15 protein-coding genes and 3 pseudogenes are annotated in these 18,276 nt (G+C 35.8%); 7 read left to right on the forward strand and 11 right to left on the reverse strand.

Features of this window, described 5'->3' with window-relative positions; translation table 11 throughout:
• Positions 1–105 precede the first annotated feature (105 nt).
• Positions 106–1,023, forward strand: a complete 918-nt coding sequence (locus tag H5J24_RS14495; protein ID WP_232815612.1) for a cupin-like domain-containing protein — start codon at positions 106–108, stop codon at positions 1,021–1,023.
• On the opposite strand, the gene H5J24_RS14500 is transcribed toward H5J24_RS14495, so the two are convergent.
• From H5J24_RS14500 to priA, 4 genes and pseudogenes are all read right to left on the reverse strand, one after another.
• On the reverse strand, positions 1,013–2,944 hold the full coding sequence (locus tag H5J24_RS14500; protein WP_068942443.1) for a M1 family metallopeptidase: 1,932 nt from the start codon (positions 2,942–2,944) through the stop codon (positions 1,013–1,015). The two genes, H5J24_RS14495 and H5J24_RS14500, sit on opposite strands and share 11 nt — an antisense overlap.
• An 87-nt stretch (positions 2,945–3,031) precedes the next feature.
• On the reverse strand, positions 3,032–3,673 hold the full coding sequence (gene dacB, locus H5J24_RS14505; protein ID WP_346730001.1) for a D-alanyl-D-alanine carboxypeptidase/D-alanyl-D-alanine endopeptidase: 642 nt from the start codon (positions 3,671–3,673) through the stop codon (positions 3,032–3,034).
• Entirely contained in the window at positions 3,598–4,497 is a 900-nt protein-coding gene (locus tag H5J24_RS14510; protein WP_232815613.1) for a D-alanyl-D-alanine carboxypeptidase, read from the reverse strand. Before H5J24_RS14510 ends, dacB begins: the two co-directional genes overlap by 76 nt.
• A gap of 160 nt (positions 4,498–4,657) precedes the next feature.
• Positions 4,658–7,107: pseudogene (priA, locus tag H5J24_RS14515) on the reverse strand (replication restart helicase PriA).
• A gap of 132 nt (positions 7,108–7,239) precedes the next feature.
• Between priA and H5J24_RS14520 the strand changes: the two are divergent.
• Positions 7,240–7,803, forward strand: coding sequence for a hypothetical protein (locus H5J24_RS14520; RefSeq protein WP_141395655.1), 564 nt, complete (start codon positions 7,240–7,242; stop codon positions 7,801–7,803).
• Positions 7,804–7,845: 42 nt separating this feature from the next.
• Here H5J24_RS14520 and H5J24_RS14525 read toward each other — a convergent pair whose 3' ends face one another.
• The 7 genes and pseudogenes from H5J24_RS14525 to H5J24_RS14550 all read right to left on the reverse strand — a co-directional run bounded on the left by H5J24_RS14525 (position 7,846) and on the right by H5J24_RS14550 (position 14,395).
• Positions 7,846–8,754 carry an AEC family transporter gene (locus H5J24_RS14525; protein WP_068942436.1) on the reverse strand — a complete coding sequence of 303 codons (909 nt, stop codon included), beginning with the start codon at positions 8,752–8,754 and terminating at the stop codon, positions 7,846–7,848.
• Positions 8,755–8,953: 199 nt separating this feature from the next.
• On the reverse strand, positions 8,954–10,750 hold the full coding sequence (locus H5J24_RS14530) for a beta-mannosidase (RefSeq protein WP_429832696.1): 1,797 nt from the start codon (positions 10,748–10,750) through the stop codon (positions 8,954–8,956).
• A 156-nt stretch (positions 10,751–10,906) separates the two neighbouring features.
• Positions 10,907–11,427: pseudogene (locus H5J24_RS25970) on the reverse strand (glycosyl hydrolase 2 galactose-binding domain-containing protein); the annotation flags it as partial.
• Positions 11,420–11,806 (reverse strand): GxxExxY protein, encoded by a 387-nt coding sequence (locus H5J24_RS14535; RefSeq protein WP_068942433.1) that lies wholly within the window; start codon positions 11,804–11,806, stop codon positions 11,420–11,422. The gene H5J24_RS14535 and the pseudogene H5J24_RS25970, both read right to left, overlap by 8 nt.
• Before the next feature lie 334 nt (positions 11,807–12,140).
• Positions 12,141–12,803 (reverse strand): copper homeostasis protein CutC, encoded by a 663-nt coding sequence (locus H5J24_RS14540; RefSeq protein WP_068942431.1) that lies wholly within the window; start codon positions 12,801–12,803, stop codon positions 12,141–12,143.
• 12 nt (positions 12,804–12,815) lie between these two features.
• Complete coding sequence (locus H5J24_RS14545; RefSeq protein ID WP_068942429.1) at positions 12,816–13,382, reverse strand: hypothetical protein; 567 nt, start codon at positions 13,380–13,382, stop codon at positions 12,816–12,818.
• 18 nt (positions 13,383–13,400) lie between these two features.
• Positions 13,401–14,395, reverse strand: a pseudogene (locus tag H5J24_RS14550) (isoaspartyl peptidase/L-asparaginase family protein).
• Between the two features lie 108 nt (positions 14,396–14,503).
• Here H5J24_RS14550 and H5J24_RS14555 point away from each other — a divergent pair.
• The 5 genes from H5J24_RS14555 to H5J24_RS14575 all read left to right on the forward strand — a co-directional run bounded on the left by H5J24_RS14555 (position 14,504) and on the right by H5J24_RS14575 (position 18,249).
• Positions 14,504–15,244 carry a Crp/Fnr family transcriptional regulator gene (locus tag H5J24_RS14555; protein WP_232815614.1) on the forward strand — a complete coding sequence of 247 codons (741 nt, stop codon included), beginning with the start codon at positions 14,504–14,506 and terminating at the stop codon, positions 15,242–15,244.
• Positions 15,245–15,321: 77 nt separating this feature from the next.
• Entirely contained in the window at positions 15,322–15,531 is a 210-nt protein-coding gene (locus tag H5J24_RS14560) for a hypothetical protein (RefSeq protein ID WP_232815615.1), read from the forward strand.
• 5 nt (positions 15,532–15,536) lie between these two features.
• The gene (locus H5J24_RS14565) at positions 15,537–15,683 is read left to right on the forward strand and encodes a DUF3302 domain-containing protein (protein ID WP_232815616.1); all 147 of its coding nucleotides are present in this window, start codon (positions 15,537–15,539) and stop codon (positions 15,681–15,683) included.
• Between the two features lie 6 nt (positions 15,684–15,689).
• Positions 15,690–16,847 (forward strand): HlyD family secretion protein, encoded by a 1,158-nt coding sequence (locus tag H5J24_RS14570; protein ID WP_068942421.1) that lies wholly within the window; start codon positions 15,690–15,692, stop codon positions 16,845–16,847.
• A 1-nt stretch (position 16,848) separates the two neighbouring features.
• The gene (locus H5J24_RS14575) at positions 16,849–18,249 is read left to right on the forward strand and encodes a TolC family protein (RefSeq protein WP_068942419.1); all 1,401 of its coding nucleotides are present in this window, start codon (positions 16,849–16,851) and stop codon (positions 18,247–18,249) included.
• The last annotated feature ends 27 nt before the right edge of the window (positions 18,250–18,276 follow it).

An 18,276-nucleotide genomic window follows, 5' to 3' on the forward strand; every position in this document is an offset into this window, starting at 1 on the left:
CTTTTCTCTCCTTAATTCTAAAATTTGATCTTTAACTTCATTTTTAACACTATTAGTCTACTGATTTAGTAGGATAATATTTATATTTGTTTAAAATTTCTGAATATGCAATTGATTCCGGTAAAGAAAACAAAGAAACTCATTTCAAGAAGCTTTATAAATAACCACATGAAACCTCAGATTCCTATTATTATCGAAGACTTTGTAGATCCTGAAAGCCCGGCTTTCAAAAAGTGGAACTATGAATATTTCAAGGAAATAGCAGGCAGTCAAAAAGTAGATATCTACGGCAGTGAAATGGATTCTATGGACAGAGTGGCCAGCCAGCCTATTGCACAGACTACTTTCTCTGAGTATCTTGACCTGATAGACTCCACTCCTACTGAGCATCGATTATTTTTATTTAATTTACTCAGTATAAAGCCTGAACTGAAAAATGATCTCATCTATAACGATGTTACGAATGGTAAAATATTAAAATGGCTGCCGTTTATGTTCTTCGGAGGTCAGGGCTCTGCTACCCGAAATCATATTGATATTGACATGTCTCATGTTTTCATCACCCAGTTCGAGGGAATTAAAAGAATCTGGCTTTTCCCTTGGGAACAATCTGATCTTATGTATAAATTACCTTATAATTTCCATAGTCTGCCTAATATAAAAACTCCGGACTACAGACAATATCCTGCGTTACTCTATTTAAATGGATATGAAGCGGTCCTACATCCTGGTGAAACACTTTATATTCCTTCCGGATGGTGGCATTATATACAGTATGAAACCGGAGGATATTCTGTATCGGTAAGGGCATTACCTTCAAGTTTTCTTGAAAAATGGCGTGGCTTTAAAAACCTGGTCATTACAAGAAATTTTGATAATATTATGCGAAATATCTTTAAAGAAAAATGGTTCAGGTATAAGGTCAAAGCAGCAAAGAGAAGAGGTACGAAAGCTTTCAAAAAACAAAAAGCTTTCTCATCTGAAAGCTTTTTATATTCTGTTATGTATAAACTTAATCTTTAATGAACTTAATATACTTTCCGTTCACAGTAATCACATAGGCTCCAGGAATCAGTTCACCAATCTGTATCGCTTTTCCTGGTTGATAAATAGCTTTTCGCACCAATTTTCCATCAATAGCATGAATAGAAAATTCTGTTGGTTTGTCTATTCTTTTTAAGTAAAGTTCATTTTTTGCCGGATTAGGATATAAATCAAAGCCCTCCATTTCTGCAGATGATACATGTAAAGTATTATCCTGAACCACAATAGAATTATTTTCCAGAATTTGATGTTCATAATTAAACTCAACACTCGCTATAGGAAACGATATATTTTCAGCAAAATATTGATTGTTAGAAGTATTATTCAGTACCAAATAAGCCGTTTGCCCACCTGTTCCATTTACTTTTACAGGCAGAGGCATCTCAAAAAAGCTGACTGTAGGACTGCTCTGGGTCTGGGAAACAACAAACCCTATCTGATTTCCCGCTTGCTTCCACTTTATCATATAGGTTGGATATCCTTCTCCATAAATCCAGTCTTTAAAAAATTCTGTAAAATCTTTTCCGGTAGACTGAAGTAAAGAACTATTAAAATCTGCCGTTCTCACATAGTTGTAGGCCAAAGCAGGTCTTCCATGATAATCTTTAAGTGCCTGATAAAAAACATCATCACCTAAGATCCATTTTATCATCCTTAAAGCATAACCTCCTTTTGCATAAGACAACCTGCTGTCAAAAATTCTGTAGATATTATTTAATCCCGAATCGGGAACATAAATAGCTCCATCTACAGTATTGGTAATTAAATCTGTTTGATTGACAAGATAATTCATAAACTCATCATGAGTCATAATCAGTTTTTCATTGGCAATGTGTTCACCAAAAGTTGCAAAACCTTCATTCAGCCATATATCATTCCATGCTCCACAAGTTACTTTATCTCCAAACCATTGATGAGCAAGTTCATGGGCAATCAGAGACTTAGTCCAACCACTCATGGAAGACATGGTCTGATGTTCCATTCCACCTCCATTAAGGTATTCCATATGCCCATATTTTTCATTCCGGAAAGGATAAGGTCCCAAATACGTTTCAAAAATATCCATTACTTGTTTTGTCCATTCAATATTGGATATTTTTACCGGATCTCCGGCTGTTGATGGATAAATATAATTAACAAATGGAAAAGGAGGGTTTCCAATGGTGCTATTCATTTTTGCAAAGTTTGTAATAGATAGCGCGACAAGATAAGCAGTAGTAGGATACATTGTTCTCCAGAAAGTCAGTTTTTTTCCGGTTGTTGCCGAAATGATTTCAGACATCAATTTTCCGTTGGCTGCTACACTATATTGTGATGGTGTGGTGATTTTAAAATCAAATTTCTCAATCTTATCATTTAGACTTTGTTTGGTAGGAAACCAATCCTGTGCCCCATAAGGTTCATTTAAAGTGGAGAAAACAGGTATATTAGGTCCCTGAGTTCCAATCTTCACCGTATTGTTTGCCGGAGCTCCCGAATAATGAATGGTTAATGAATCCAAAACATTGGCTGATAGAGAGGTCGGAAAATCAATTTTAATCTCCTGGGTAGAAAGCTGCTGAAATGGGAGATTGCTGCCATGGTATTGTACCTGGGAAACCGTTAGAAGATTGGTAAGATCAAAATAAATACTTCCCAAATTCTGATTGGGTTTGAAATGCGAAGTCACAGATCCGGAAATATAATATACAGCAGGATCAATATCTATGTCCATTCTCTGATATTGTAAATCGTAATTCAGAGTATTCGGATTCACACTTCCAATTCCCATTTTTTGGGTGAAGGATTTCATTTCTTTTTCAGCCAATCCTTTCATTTCAATATGCTGATAATCCTGTTTTTGACTATAAACCTGCTGAGTAATTAACAAACTCAGCACCAGAAGGTAAATTTTTTTCATATATAGAAATATTGTCGTATTCAAATATAAAAAAAACCTCTTAATCATTGATTAAAAGGTTTTTATAATATATAAAACAAATAGGTTCTAAAGATCCAGAGCTGGCTCAAGAATCTTTTCCATTCTTTTCTTCACCATATCCACTGATCCTGAATAGTTATTCACCATCAGAGAAAAAACTAAGGTTTTACCGGAATTTGTTTTCAGATAACCTGCCAACGTTTTCACTTTATTTAATGTCCCTGTTTTCGCAAAAACCTGTCCGTTACCGGTTCCAAGGAACATTCTTTTCAATGTCCCGGACTGTCCGCCGATAGGTAAAGACGTTAAATAAGATCTGTAATATTTTTCATCCATTAAAGAAGTTAAAAACTTCACCTGGGAAATGGGAGTTACGTTATTGCTTCTTGAAAGTCCGCTTCCATCTATATAATTAAGACCTAACATATCAAAACCTGCATCCTTTAAGTGATCTGTCACTACAATTCTTCCAGATTCTGAAGTCTGATCTCCCAATTTCTGGAATCCTACTGTTCTTAATAAAGCTTCTGCTAAAGAATTATCGCTATGCTGATTGGTATAATACACAATATCACTTAATGTTGGAGATTTGTAAGCAGAGATCATTTTTCTGTTTTCCGGAGTTGGATCTGTCATTTTTGCAGATACTTTTCCGGTAACAGGAATTCCACTTTTACCAGCGTTGTTCTGAAGGAATTGGCAAGATATGCTGGCGCATCAGGAAGTTTTGTTGTTAAAACTCCGTCTCCGTCATACTTTTCAGCATATACCATTTGATGAGCATAAGGTGAAACGTAGAAAAACTTCTTTTCTGTAGAGAAGCCGGATTTCTTTACAATCAGCTTTTCATTAGCCGGATTAATAGCGCGAGTGGTTCCTGCAGGCAAATAATAATTATTGTTTTCCAACCATACAACATTTTCCGGAAGCATTGCAATATTGCCTTTGAAAAGCGCTGTCTGAATGATAATATCACCATTTACCTTTCTGATTCCCTCACGTGAAAGTCCGCCTATGAAATCTGAAATAATATCTCTGTAAGATCCTGCTCCTGCTTTATTCGTTCCTAAAGAAGGATCTCCACTTCCTACGATATACAAATTTCCATTTAAAGTACCATTTTCATCCACTGTACCTGCATACTCAAGCTGAGTAATCCAACGGTAGTTTTCACCCAGCAGATTCAATGCTGTTTCAGTGGTCAGTAATTTTGTGGTAGAAGCCGGAACCAGCGGTGAGTTTTCATTATACGAAGAAATGACCTTCTTCGTTTTCGGATCATACACAACGAACCCCCAGGTTGCATTTTTCAGCACAGGATCCGCCATCATTGTGTTCACATTAATGTCTACAAGTTCTTTAGCCGACAAAACGCTTCTCTCCATCGAACTCGCTGGCGACGGAAGATTTAAGCTGTTTTTCTGATTGTCGTAATTCTGAGAGTAAAGAACAGTAGAAACGGTAGATTGAGCCAGGAAAAAACCGGAAGCCAATACCGCTGCACTTGAAATATATTTTCTGAAATTTACCATCTATCCTTTTTTTGTTCTATAGTTTGAACCTATAAAAAATGATAAGTTAAATCATTCAATTAAAAAGCCAAACACTTAATCAACGACCAAAAGTAGATATTATTGTTATAAAACAAACCACAGACGTCTTATAAAAGAGTGTAAAGTTTGTTAAAAATTGTTAAAAATCAACAAAAACGTCCTTTTTAATGCTTTGATAAGCAGTAATTTCATCGAATTCTTTCAAACTTATCAAAACCAAACTTTTGAACTTCTCATAATTTTTCCCACGAGGCAATTTCAGTAAAATCTGGAACTGATAAAAATTATTTAACCTGGCAATCTGAGCTCTTTCCGGACCTAAAATACATTCTTCAGGAAGATATTTCCTCAGGATAGAGCCTAAAAACTGAGAAGCGCGGTCTACTTTATCATCTCTTCTATGCTTCAGTTCGATCATAATAAGCTTAGTAAATGGCGGGTAGTGGAATTTCTGGCGTTCGGTAAGGATATATTTGTAGATCTTCGCAGGATTATTCATTTTAATCAGCTGGAATACGGAATGATCCGGATTATAGGTCTGAATCAGGATCTTACCTTTTCCTGAGACTCTTCCTGCTCTTCCTGAAACCTGGGTAATTAATTGATATGCTCTTTCCTCCGCTCTGAAATCCTGTACATATAATAAGGAATCAGCTTTAGGAATGGCAACCAATTCTATATGGTCAAAATCAAGTCCTTTGGAAATCATTTGTGTACCTACCACAATATCCGTTTCACCGTCTTCAATTTTCTCATACAGTTTCTCGTAGGCAAATTTCTTACGCATGGAGTCTACATCCATTCTGTCTACTTCATTTTCAGGAAACAGTTTGGAGACTTCCTCGTGAATCTGCTCTACTCCTACTCCTCTTTCGTTTAGATTTTCAGAATTACACTTCGGACAGGTTCTTGGCTTTGAAGCTCTTTGTCCGCAGTAGTGGCATTTCATTTCATTGGCAGCCTTGTGATAGGTCATTACCACATCACAATTAGAACAATAATTAACATAACCACAAGTTTCACACTCTATGACATTGGCATAACCACGCCTGTTGTGAAGAACTATAGCCTGGTTCTTTTCATCAATTGTATGCTTAATAGCGTCAATAAGCCTTGTGGAAAAATTTCCGGATACATTTTTAGATTCCTGAGCTTCTTTAAAATTAATCAATTCATATTCAGGAAGATTCACATTCCCGAATCTTTCATTCAGGAAAATGTATTTCATTTTATCTTTTCTGGCTCTGTAATAGCTTTCAACAGAAGGTGTTGCAGATCCCAGAATAACTCCGGATTTATACAAACCTCCCAAGACTAATGCAGCATCTTTAGCATTAAAATAAGGAGTAACTTCTCTTGGTTTATAGGCTGAATCATGCTCTTCATCCACTACAATCAATCCCAGATTCTGATATGGCAAAAACAAAGCATTTCTGGTTCCTACAAGGATACGGATATCATTCTGCTTGATTCTTCGCCACACTTCTACTCTCTCAAAATCTGTGAGCTTCTGATGATAAAAACCTAATTGTCTACCATATTTTTTTCTCCAGTCTCTGAGTAATTTGTTTTGTCAAAGAAATTTCAGGAAGTAAAAACAAGACATTTTTTTCCTTCCCTGATGCATTCTTCAATTTTCTCTAGATAAATATGAGTTTTTCCTGATGATGTTACGCCATGAAGCAGTACATTTTTCCCTCCCTCAAAGGCTTCATCAATCTCGGATTTTGCAATTTTCTGCTCTTCTGAAAGTTCTTCAATTTCTTCAATTTCTCCTTCATAACTTTCAATCCTGTCTTTCTGCATATAATATTCCTCAACAAGACCTTTGTCTGCCAATGCCTTGAAATGAGAGCTTCCAAAATAGCCGTCTTCAAACAATTCGGCTTTTTTAATATGAAGATCAGGATTTTCAGTCTGCTTTTCTAAAATTAAAAGGAACAGATCTTTTTGCTTAGGGGCTTTATTCAGCTTTAAAAGAATTTCTGTAAGATTCTGATTGTTTAAAACACTTTCATTGATTCTTACATAAGCTACTTCCTTCGCCTTATATTTTTCTGCAATTTTCTCATCAATCTCAATATACTGCAGATCAATGAGAGAATTGATGGTTTTAATAATTTCTTTTTTAGGAATAAAGGCTTCAATGTCTGTAAGATTAACCAGCTGTCTTACTTCCAGCGCCTGAACCAGATACATTTCATTGACATCCAGGTTTTCAAAATCAACGACTACTCCCGGTTTTAATTTTAAATACGTTTCACTCTCAAGCTTCAATGAAGACGGAAAAGCCAATCTGTAAATTTCACCAAGGTTACACAGATAATAATCGGAAAGCCAATTCCAGAAACGAAGTTGTTCTTCGGGAAGAATCGGTTTTTCATCCAGAATGCTGATCACTTCTTTTGCTACAAAATTATCCGGAGCATTGTCATGAAGTTCGAAAACAATTCCGGTATAGATCTTCTTTCCTCCAAATGGTACCAAAACCCGCATCCCCAACTGAATTTCGGATATAAGTTCTTCTGGAACCTTATAGGTAAAGGATCCTTTTAAATTCAGCGGTAAAACAATTTGAGCGTATGGCAAGGGAAATATTTAAAAGTGTAAAATTAGATTTTTCTGAAGAGAACTGCAAAATTAAGTATCATTTCATTCTTGTTCTTTCTCAGTTTTGGATTTTTTTTATATTTTTCTTTAATTAGTGAAAAAATTAATTCCATGAAAAAACTCGTATTACTATCATCATTTTTATTCATGATTACATCATGTCATAATGAAGGGGCAGAAGATGTTTCTTTAGAAAAGAATTCTAATATAACAACATCAAAAATAGCAAAGAAAACAACTTCAAATAATACCATCATTACTTTAAGTATGGATCCTGTCACTCCTATTTGTTATAATTCTATACTGGATAACAGGAATGTCCAACTCCATATTTCTCAGCCTGCTCCATATGATATTCAGTTTAAGCTGACTTTGCAACAGAAAGCACTTGGCGGCTATTTATCCGTACCTAATCCCTGGGTAATTGTTATCATTCCTAAAGGAGAAACATGGGCTACACTAGATACTGCCTGCCAATTGGAAAGTTTTATTTCTTGTGGAAAATATACTGAAATAAAAACAGCAAACTTTAGATTAACAGTTACCAGTGCAAAATATTTCTCAGCTCCCGGAGAAACATTTAACTACGAATTCAACAATGGAGTGAACACTTATGATTTTGCTCATCAAGTCTCATGCTTAGGGGGAGGATGGAATCCTGACGAACCTAAATAAAATAAATATACAGAGGTGAACAAAAATGTTCACCTTTATTTATTAAAAAAGAAGCTCGGTAATCTCGTACCACATAGCAGAAGTAAAAAATCCTACAATAATACTGACGCCGATAATAAGGTTGGTAAGCTTTGTATTCAGCCTGAACTGTTCTGCAATAATACTTGAAGTCACTAATGTTGGCATTGCCGCTTCAAATATGGTAATTTTTGCGACATCTCCTTTTATTCCAAATAAAAGAGCCATTCCTAAAACAATTGCCGGAGCCAGAATCAGTTTATAAAGCATAGAAGCTGACATTTGCGGAATCAGTTTTTTCCAGCCATTAAACTTTAGCTGCAACCCGACTGAAAATAAGGCTAGCGGACTCACAGTAGCTGCCAGTTTATCAAAAAGCGGTTCTGCAACAGTTAAATCTATAAATTGAGACAGCACTAAAGCAGAAATACAACCAATTAAAGGTGGAAATGTAATTAATCTTTTAAAAATAAATGCAGCACTCACCTTTCCAGACTTACTTCCTCCTTTCACTGCGGCAATAATACCCAATGTGGAAAGAGCAAAAAACATGGTTTGATCACAAATAATAGCAATACTTAAAAGGCTTTCACCATAAAAAGCACTGATCAAAGGAAATCCGATGAAAGAGGTATTGCTGTAACCGCTTGCCAATTCTAAAGTACTTCTGGAACGCCTTGAATATCCCCTGCTTTTACTGTAAAACATTACATAAAAGAAACAAAATACAGAGACTAAGAAAGTGGCTGCAATTGGAAAAAGCATTTCCGTTGTCCATTGTACCTTCGGCAGATATTTGAATGAAACTGCCGGTAGAGCAAGATAAAGAATCCAGGTATTGATCCCCTTGTGGGCATCTGGGTGGATAGATTTTGTTGCTTTGAATATCATTCCTGCAATAATGCACACTGCAATCAGAACAAAATTTACCATAACTATAAAGAAATATGCTGCAAAGTTACGGCTGATTTTTGAGTTGGAAGGGTAAAATTTATCTTTTTTTGAGTAGAGTTTCTGCCAGATCTGAATCTAAAGAAGTAAAAAAATCTCTCGCAGATTGTTCGGATTTCGCAGATCTTTAATCACAATAGCAAAAGTCGTGTACTTATTGGATAATTTATTCTCCTATATTTTAAAAAGTATCAAACAAACTCATTACTTCAACCTTATCCAAAGATTTCGAAAGGATAATTCTTTTTGAAGCACCTGGCAACAGATCAAAGAAGTTATCACTGAAATGAGTATCTCCAATCAGGTATACGTCCTTTGCCAAAACATCTGTTGAGATTTCAATTTCTGTTGGCGATATTTTTTTAATGGTAATATTAGGTTTTGAGAGTTTCAAATCTTTAGGTCTTACGGGAAAGAAAAGCTTTTCAAGCTTCACATCTTCACTGTCTGAACTTATTTTCAAAACAGATTTCGATACATCAAATTTTACCAGATCAGCTTTGTTGATACTCAAAATTTTCTCACTTACATCGGCCTTCAACTCTTTATTAATATTAGATTTCCATAGTTGTTTTCCTGCAAAATCAATGAGCTCAAATTTTATATCCGCTTTTATTTCTTTCAATACATCATTAATCAGATAGATTTCATAAGCTTTACTATTTTCAGCAACAGAGATCAATATAGGCTCAAAACTTCTTTTTGCCTGATAGTGAAAAGCTTTCCAATTTCCCAAATAATCAATGGACGACCATGAAACTACCGGCCAACAGTCATTAAGCTGCCAGTACAATGTTCCCATATTATAAGGTTTTGCCCTACGGTGTGCTTCTATCGCGATCTGCATTCCTTTCGCCTGTAGCAGTTGGGAAACATAATTATATTTTACAAATCCTGTTGGTATTGGATAGTCCCGTTCCATATATTTATTGATAATCTCCCAGCCTCTTGCATGTTTTTCATGGGCTTTAATGGTCAGGTTTTGTAGGTCCAAATCAGCAACTCCGGAAAACATTGATTTTGTAGTGCTTAAAGTTGGCATTCCCTGAAAACCATATTCAGACATGAATCGGCCTACTTTTTCATTATACATTTCGAAAGGCTGTTCACCCCACCAAACACCCCAATAATGAGAATCTCCTTCTGTAAGACTTTCCTTATGTCCCCATCCGATGGATGGAGAACTTGGCCAGTATTTATTTTTATCTGAAGTAAGATTTTCCTTCAATGTATTGGGAATAACTTCATGAAAAAGCTTTTTATAATCTTTCCATACCTGCAGAGAATCTGCTTTTGAATAGTTAAACTGTTTCTGATATCCCCAATTGACAATGGCTTCATCAATTTCATTATTCCCACACCATAATGCAATGGACGGATGGTTTTGAAGTCTTTTGACCTGATCTTTCACTTCTTCCTTTACATTCTCCAGAAATTCATTATCTGCCGGATAAAAGCTTCCTGCAAACATAAAATCCTGCCACACCAAAATCCCGTTTTCATCGCAGGCTTTATAGAACTCTTCATCTTCATAGATCCCGCCGCCCCAAATCCGGATCATATTCATATTCGCTTCTTTGGCAGCCTTAATCAGTTTTTGATATTTTTCCTTCGTAATCCTTGGAGAGAAACTGTCTGCAGGTATCCAGTTTGTTCCTTTGATATATAATGGGTTTCCATTAACTTTAAAATAAAAAGATTTGCCCTTTTCATCTTTTTCCTGAATAAGCTCAATATCTCTCAAACCATACGTAACATTGATATCTCTAATAATTCGTCCTCCTTTCTTGTATAAGGAAATCTTCGTAGCATATACAGTAGGTTTTCCTCTTCCATTAGGCTCCCATCTCTTGGGATTTTTGATATTATAAGGAAGTCTAATTGTGTTAAAACCTTTATTAAGGTGAAATTTATGCATTCCTCTATTGAGGTTAAACCATGTAAAGTACTCCCCTTCTTCTTCAGCGAAAATATTCATATTAAATGATACCTGAGCCAACGAATCAGTAAGTAACTTTTGCTCAACCTGAATATGATTCACCTTTGCATTTCTCCAAAACTCCAGTTTTACATCCTTCCAGATTCCCGCTGTCACCAATCTTGGACCCCAATCCCAGCCAAACTGATATTGTGCTTTTCTTACAAAGCTTCGCGGTGATTCCGGCATAGCGAAAGGAACCTTTTTGCCAGCTCTTTTCCTTCATTGACCGCAGATTTAAACTTTACCTGTAACAGATTTGTTCCCTGTTTCAAATATTCTTTCACTGGAATTTCCCAGGTTCTGAACATATTATCTGTTTTCTTCAGTAATTTCCCATTAAGATAAACCTCCGAAAAGGTATCTAATCCATTAAAAACAAGATCAATATTGTCGTAATCAAATTCCTTGAACGAGATATCAAAATTAGCCTGATAATCCCAATCTTCATTTTCTACCCATTGAACCTTCTTTTCATTTTCATCCTTGAAAGGATCCGGAATAAGCTTATGGTTCATCAGATCCAGATGAACCGTCCCGGGAATCTTAGCCGGAAGCCAGTTTTTATCTTTTGAGTTTTTGAACTGCCAGTTTTCTGAAGACAAGCTTCTTTCAGAGTACTGTGCAAAAAGAATATTCTGAATAAAAAGGAAAGCAAAAAGGAAAGTTTTACGCATCAATGATATTGTTTACAATTCTGTGGATTCCATATTTATTAAGTTCACTATTGAAATTAATAAGAAGTCCGAGTTTTATATTAGTTTGTTTTAAATAAGTCAATAGCTGAGCCTTAAAAATAGAATGTAATTCCAAGACAGCCTTAACTTCGATGATTACTTTATCTTCTACAATCAAATCAATTTTATATGCATTTTCTATCGAGATTTCTTTATATTGTAATGGTAAAGCAACTTGTTGTTTTACGTTAAGGTTTAAAGTTCTTAATTCGTAAGCTAAAGCTATTTCATATGCACTTTCTAATAGGCCAACACCTAAGTTTTTATGAACTTCTATAGCAGCTCCTATTATTTTGTAGGATAATTCGTTTTCGGTCATTTGTGTGTTTTTAATTTTTAACGCAAAGATTTATTTAATAGTACACTTTATTTTTAAGTGAGCTAAGAAAAAATCGATTTGCAATCGATTTTGATGAAGCGGATGTTATCCATAAGCTTATTCATCGACTCTGCCGCCTTACTTTGCTTTCTTAAAACATAATGCACTATTAAATAGAAATCTTTGCGTTTAAATATATTTTCAATACTATCTACTTTTCAAAAAAAGCTCTCCAAAAAGCTCATAGTAGTTTTGTCATTCCGAGGAACGAGAAATCTCCAGTATTATTGAGATTCTTCGCTATGCTCAGAATGACAAATTGGATATTTAGTGATTATTTATTCTTCAAAGCAATCACTTCATCAGGATTAGCAAAGGATCCACCATCTGTAATTGCTGATGAATGGAAATAACCAGCTTTTGTTGCTTCTCTGATGTCTTCAATATTGGAAGACCTCAGACCGCCACCTACAAGAATTTCAATTCTTCCATTGGAAAGAACAACTAACTTTTTTAGATTTTCTTTTCCTTCAGATACATTCGGTTTCTGACCTGATGTGAGAATGGTTGTAAAACCACATTCAATGACTTTTTCCAAAGATTCTTCCAGGCCTTTTGCTCTGTCGAATGCACGATGGAATGTACAAGGAAGTGGTGAAGCCAATTCAACCAAGGTTGTATTCTGCTCCTTATTCACCTCATCATTTTCATCTAAAATACCGAATACGAAACCATCAATATTCAATGATTTCAATGTAGTTAAGTCGGTTTTCATCTGCTCAAATTCAGTATCTGAATAGGTAAAATCACCGCCTCTTGGGCGAATCATAACAAATATTGGAATATTTATTTTCTCTCTTAATTCTTTTGTAACTTTAAAATCGGGAGTCGTTCCTCCTTCACTTAATCCTGAACAAAGTTCTATTCTATCCGCTCCATTTTCAAAGGCAATTATTGCTGATTCAGGATTAAAGCATGCTATTTCTACTTTTGACATTCTTCTTATATTTTAATTAAACTCCGGAGTATCTTGCAGCACATCGGCAATCAAGAAAGAGTTATGATCCTTACTCACCTTAACTTTGACAGGATATACAGCTTTTAATGCTTTATCATTAAGAACAACATCAAACAAATAGCTATTTTCATTTTGAGAAATCAGCTGGCATTTTGTTACCTGTACTTTATCCCAATCCTGACCTGCAATTAAGAACCCTACACCTACACCTGCTTTTTTGGTATCAAACTTTTCTTTCCATTTATCATTGAACTCTTGTTCTGTAAGACTTCCGTCAACGTCCATATCAACACCCATGGCATCCCCTTTATAATCGTAATATTCTTTGGTGGTTATTTTCTGCATATTCTTATCCAGGTTACCAAGATCTGATTTAAAGTAGTCTTCAATGCTTTTTTCCAGCCATTTTTTCGCTTCTTCTGCTTCATTTGCCTGGGGTTTAGCTTCTGTAACAACATTTTCCTTCACTTCAGGTTCTGGTTGAGTTGCTAGTGCATCTTTCTTTTCTTCTTTACACCCTATTATTAAAAACAGGGAGGCGATCATCATTCTTTTCATATTCTATTTCTATACCTATTATTTCACTGCAAATTCAGGTTTTTCCAGGCGGTTTCCTTTCTGATCATATACCGCAAAGTTAAATCCATCCTGAATGCAATACGCTCCGTATTCTCCTTTTTTATTGATGGCGATAAAACCAACCTGAATATCTTTAAGGTTTTTATTTCTTCTCTGGTTGATCTTTACAATTCTGTCTACCGCTTCTTTACAGGCTTGTTGTGGGTTTCTTCCTTGTCTCATCAACTCTACTACAAGATGTGTTCCTACTGTTCTGATCACTTCTTCGCCATGTCCGGTTGCTGTTGCTGCTCCCACTTCATTATCTACAAATAAACCAGCTCCGATAATAGGAGAATCGCCTACTCGTCCATGCATTTTAAAAGCCATTCCGCTGGTTGTACAAGCTCCGGAAAGATTTCCATGAGCATCAAGAGCAATCATTCCTATGGTATCATGATTTTCAATATTGGCAATGGGTTTATATTGGCTTTTTTTCAACCATTCTTTCCATTCTTTTTCAGATTCCTCGGTAAGAAGATTTTCTTTTTTAAAACCTTGAGAAAGAGCAAATTGTAAAGCACCATCTCCTACCAGCATTACATGAGGTGTTTTTTCCATTACTGCTCTGGCTACGGAAATAGGATTTTTACATGTTCAAGGCAAGCTACTGAACCGATATTGTAATTATCATCCATGATACAGGCATCCAATGTTACCCTGCCATCTCTGTCTGGGCGTCCACCGTAACCAACACTTCTTTCTTTGGGATCGAGTTCTACAAGGCGAACTCCTTTTTCAACTGCGTCCAATGCCTTTCCTCCCTTTCCAAGGATAGTCCATGCTTCTTCATTCGCTTTGAGTCCAAAATTCCAAGTTGACAGGACGATAGGTTGGTTGGTAACTGTATTGTTTTCAGGTAATTCTTTAGCCATCAGATCCAAAGGATTTACAGCCAGTGCTGCAGTAGCGATTCCCAGTTTTTTGATAAAACTTCTTCGGTTATTGTTCATTGTATATCAAAATTATAGTATTAACAAATCTAAAAAAAACTTCTCTGAAATCCTTAGTCTGGTTTAACGAATATTGATATCCTATTTTTAGTTATCTTTACTGCTGTAATGGATGCGTTTAAAACTTTCAGGAATATTGTTTTCTTTCAGGATTTATCTGATGAGGAAATTAATGTTTTGGTAAGCATCAGCACCCCCAGACTTCTTCAAAGAAAAGAAACACTAGCAGGACCAGGACAGTCTTTTAATCAATTATTTATCCTTTCCAACGGATTACTAAGGTTTTTCTTTGATGATGAAAATGGTATTGAAACGAATCTTTTTTTACCTTCAGAAAAAGAAGCTGCCATTATGGAAAGTCCGGAATCATTCTCAGGAGAAAGTGAAAGAAAGTATACCATTGAAGCTGTTATAGAATCACAGATCTTCTTATTCAACAAAACTGAATTTGAAGAAGCGGCATTCCAGCACAGAGGAATTTATAATGCCTATCTGAAATCTTTAAAACAGATCATTAACACGCTAAAGGTACGCACTGAGCAATTTTGCTCCACTTCTCCTCATTCACGATATGAAGATTTTCTGGAAACCCGCCCTTTTACTTCTCAAAATGCCAATAGAAAGTATATTGCCAATTTTCTGGGTATTACTCCTAACTCTCTTTCAAGGATGACTGCAAGAGTTCATAAAAAAGAAACGAAAGAAAAAAATAACTTAGGAATACTTTTTCTCACTTTATTCGGTCTATTTTTGCTTACTCAAAATACTGTTACACAAATTATTAAAAGCAAAAATGAGAAAAACACCACTCACAAAAAATTGACAAGTATAGAATTATTTTTACACTAAAGTAGCCGGCCAATATTGATTAACGGACTGGTTACAACCTTGTTTTACATTTTATTATATCCTATTACAATTATACTATGCAAAGAATAACCTTACTTCTCTGCCTGTTCCTTTCATGCAATTTTGTTCAGGCATCTACAGGCGGAATGGAAGACCATATAGCTGATGTTGCATCCTGGCTCATTCTACTTGTTTTACCTTTTGCCGGGATCTACCTTTTCTGGAAAGTTCACATTTATCCGGAGAAAGTAGCCGAAAAAAGAAGCATCCTCAGCTCAACGCCATAAAAAGTATGTGCCTCCTTTCCCTTGTTTTTGGAGGCCTTTTATGGCCGGTTGCCTTAATCTGGGCGAATTATGATTACGACAATCAAAATGAGCAGAAAAAAGATTCAGATGATACTGAATCTGAAGAAGCACTTAACACAATTGAAAAATAACCTCCTATGCTAGAATTACTCATCGCTATATATGCCGGAATCTGCTGGCTGCTTATTAAAAAATTAAAACTAATTCCCTGGACATTCACCACTCAGGTTGTGGTATACTCTCTTCCTATTTTTGGATCTATTGCTTTAATATTAAGCCTTAACTACTATTGTCCCATCACCTCTGACGTGAAAGTTGGAAACAGAAGTGTTGATATTACCACTCAGGTGCTGGGGAAAGTAAAAAAGGTATATGTAAAGACCAATCAGGAAGTGAAGAAAGGCGATACTTTATTCGTATTAGACAGAGAACCTTATGTACAGGAAATTAAATCACTGGAAGCAAAACTCAGTACTATGAAAGCCACCGTAAGTTCTTACAATACTGACATTTCTGCTTCTCAAAAAAATATTGCAGGATTGCAATCACAGTTGGATCTGGCTAATAAAAGAGTGGCTCAATATAAAGAGCTTGTGGATGCAGGTGCTGCCAATAGATTTGATCTGGAACAGGCAATAACTAACGTCAATGATCTTCAATCCAGAATCAGCGCTGCCCAAGCACAGCAGCAATCTTTGGAAACCAAATCCAATGCCTCTTATAATGGAGAAAATTCTTCTGTATCTGAGATTCAGGCAAAACTTGATCAGGCAAAATGGAACCTATCCCAAACTGTAGTTTTGGCTCCTACAGATGGAATTATCCCCAATGTTCAGCTTAATGAAGGAGCTATCATGGCACCCTTTAAATCTGCTTTTGTCCTGATCCAGAAACAACAGTCTGTTATCGGGTTCTTTGCACAAAACGAACTTGAATCAGTAAAAAACGGAGATAAAGTAGAACTTGCTCTTAAAACAGAACCGGGAAAGGTAGTTAAAGCCAAACTTGAATATGTGATTGATGCTACCAGCCAAGGAATCATGAACAATGCAGGTGGAATGCTCGGCGGAAATGGTTCTACAGCAGGACTTCCTGATACTGCAAGACAGCTACCGGAAACGGATGGAAAACTGATCGCTAAATTTATACTGGAAGATGATCAAAAACAATTGACCGTGGGAGCCAGAGGAACGGCTGTAATTTATTCAGATCATATCAAACCTTTACATCTTATCCGAAAGGTAATGGTAAGAATCAACAGTAAAATCAACTTCATTATCCCTAAACTTCATTAATATGTATAAAAGATTAATACTGGCAGGAATTCTTTCTTTAAGTTTAGGTTCATGCATAGGTTATAAGGAGCCTACGAAAGAGAATATTGATCAACTGAAGGAAAAAAGTGAAGCTGTCTCTCATATTATCATTCCTGATGACTGGATTTTTGACAGAAATGCTAATGCAAGGTCTCTTTCTTATGAATGGATTAAAGATCTTAAAACTCCTCAACTGGATGTACTTATCCATGAAGGAATGGTATATAATGCGGATATTATTATTGCTAAAGAAAAGCTTAACCAAATTGAACTGGCAATGGAAATTGCAGGAAGCAATCTTTATCCAAGCGTAAATGCGGTTACCAATACATCTAATAATCTGGTAAGCGAAAGCCAAATCCGGCGCATTGGGTTGAAAGCCAATTGGGAAATTGATTTATGGGGTAAAAATAAATCAGCACAAATGGCCAGTACCAGTGATTATTTTTCTGCAAAACAACAAAACATTCTGCTGCACCAGTCTATCGCTGCGATGATTGCTAAAGCCTATTATCTCAATATTGCCGGAAACATTCAGGAGGATATGATTGAAGGCTATATTCAGAAAACAAAAGAACTTGAGAAATTATATATGGTTCAGAAAAAAGTAGGAACAGCTAACGTATTGGATCTATCTAATATCTCTGCCGAAATTATTTCTCTGGAAGGATATCTTGAAAAGATCAGAAATGCCAATATCCAATCCAGAAGATCTCTTGAACTTCTAACCGGAAGATATCCTGAAGGAAAGCTGGAAACACAGAATTTTTTCAATCCTGTACAAAATAATATTCCTTCTTCTTTTCCATTAGAACTTTTGGAGAGCAGATCTGATATTCAGGCTTATCATTTTCAGATAGAAAAATCTTTTTATGAAGTACAACAGGCTAAAGCAGCAAGGCTTCCTTCTCTTAATATAAATACTTCTTTAGGGACTGCGGGAAGTAATGTAGAAGCGATCAACTCTTTATTCTCAAACCCATTGCTTAGAGTAGGCGGCGGATTGGTTTCTCCTCTCTTCAATAATGGAAAGCTTAAAAAGAATGTGGAAATTAAAAACTCACAGCAAAAACAGCTTGTTGAAGAGTATTCAAGGGCTGTCTTGAATGCGTTGAATGAAGTGGAATCTTCATCAGCTAATCTGAATTCTATTGAAAAGCAAAGTAATTTCACCCGAAAGGCTATTCATGAACTGAACAATAATATTAGCCTCACTCAAAAACAAATAAAAGTGGGAACCAATAACAGTTTTGTTTTGATCCGGAAACAGCGGGATCTTCTAAAAAATGAGATGAATCTCGTCAATCTGGAACTTCAGAACAGAATGGAACGCATCAACCTCTATATGGCTCTGGGTGCAAAAGACTTCATATTTTCATAGTTTTATACTGAATAAAGACTGCCTATC

The organism is Chryseobacterium capnotolerans (assembly GCF_021278965.1).
Classification (GTDB): Bacteria; Bacteroidota; Bacteroidia; order Flavobacteriales; family Weeksellaceae; genus Chryseobacterium; species Chryseobacterium capnotolerans.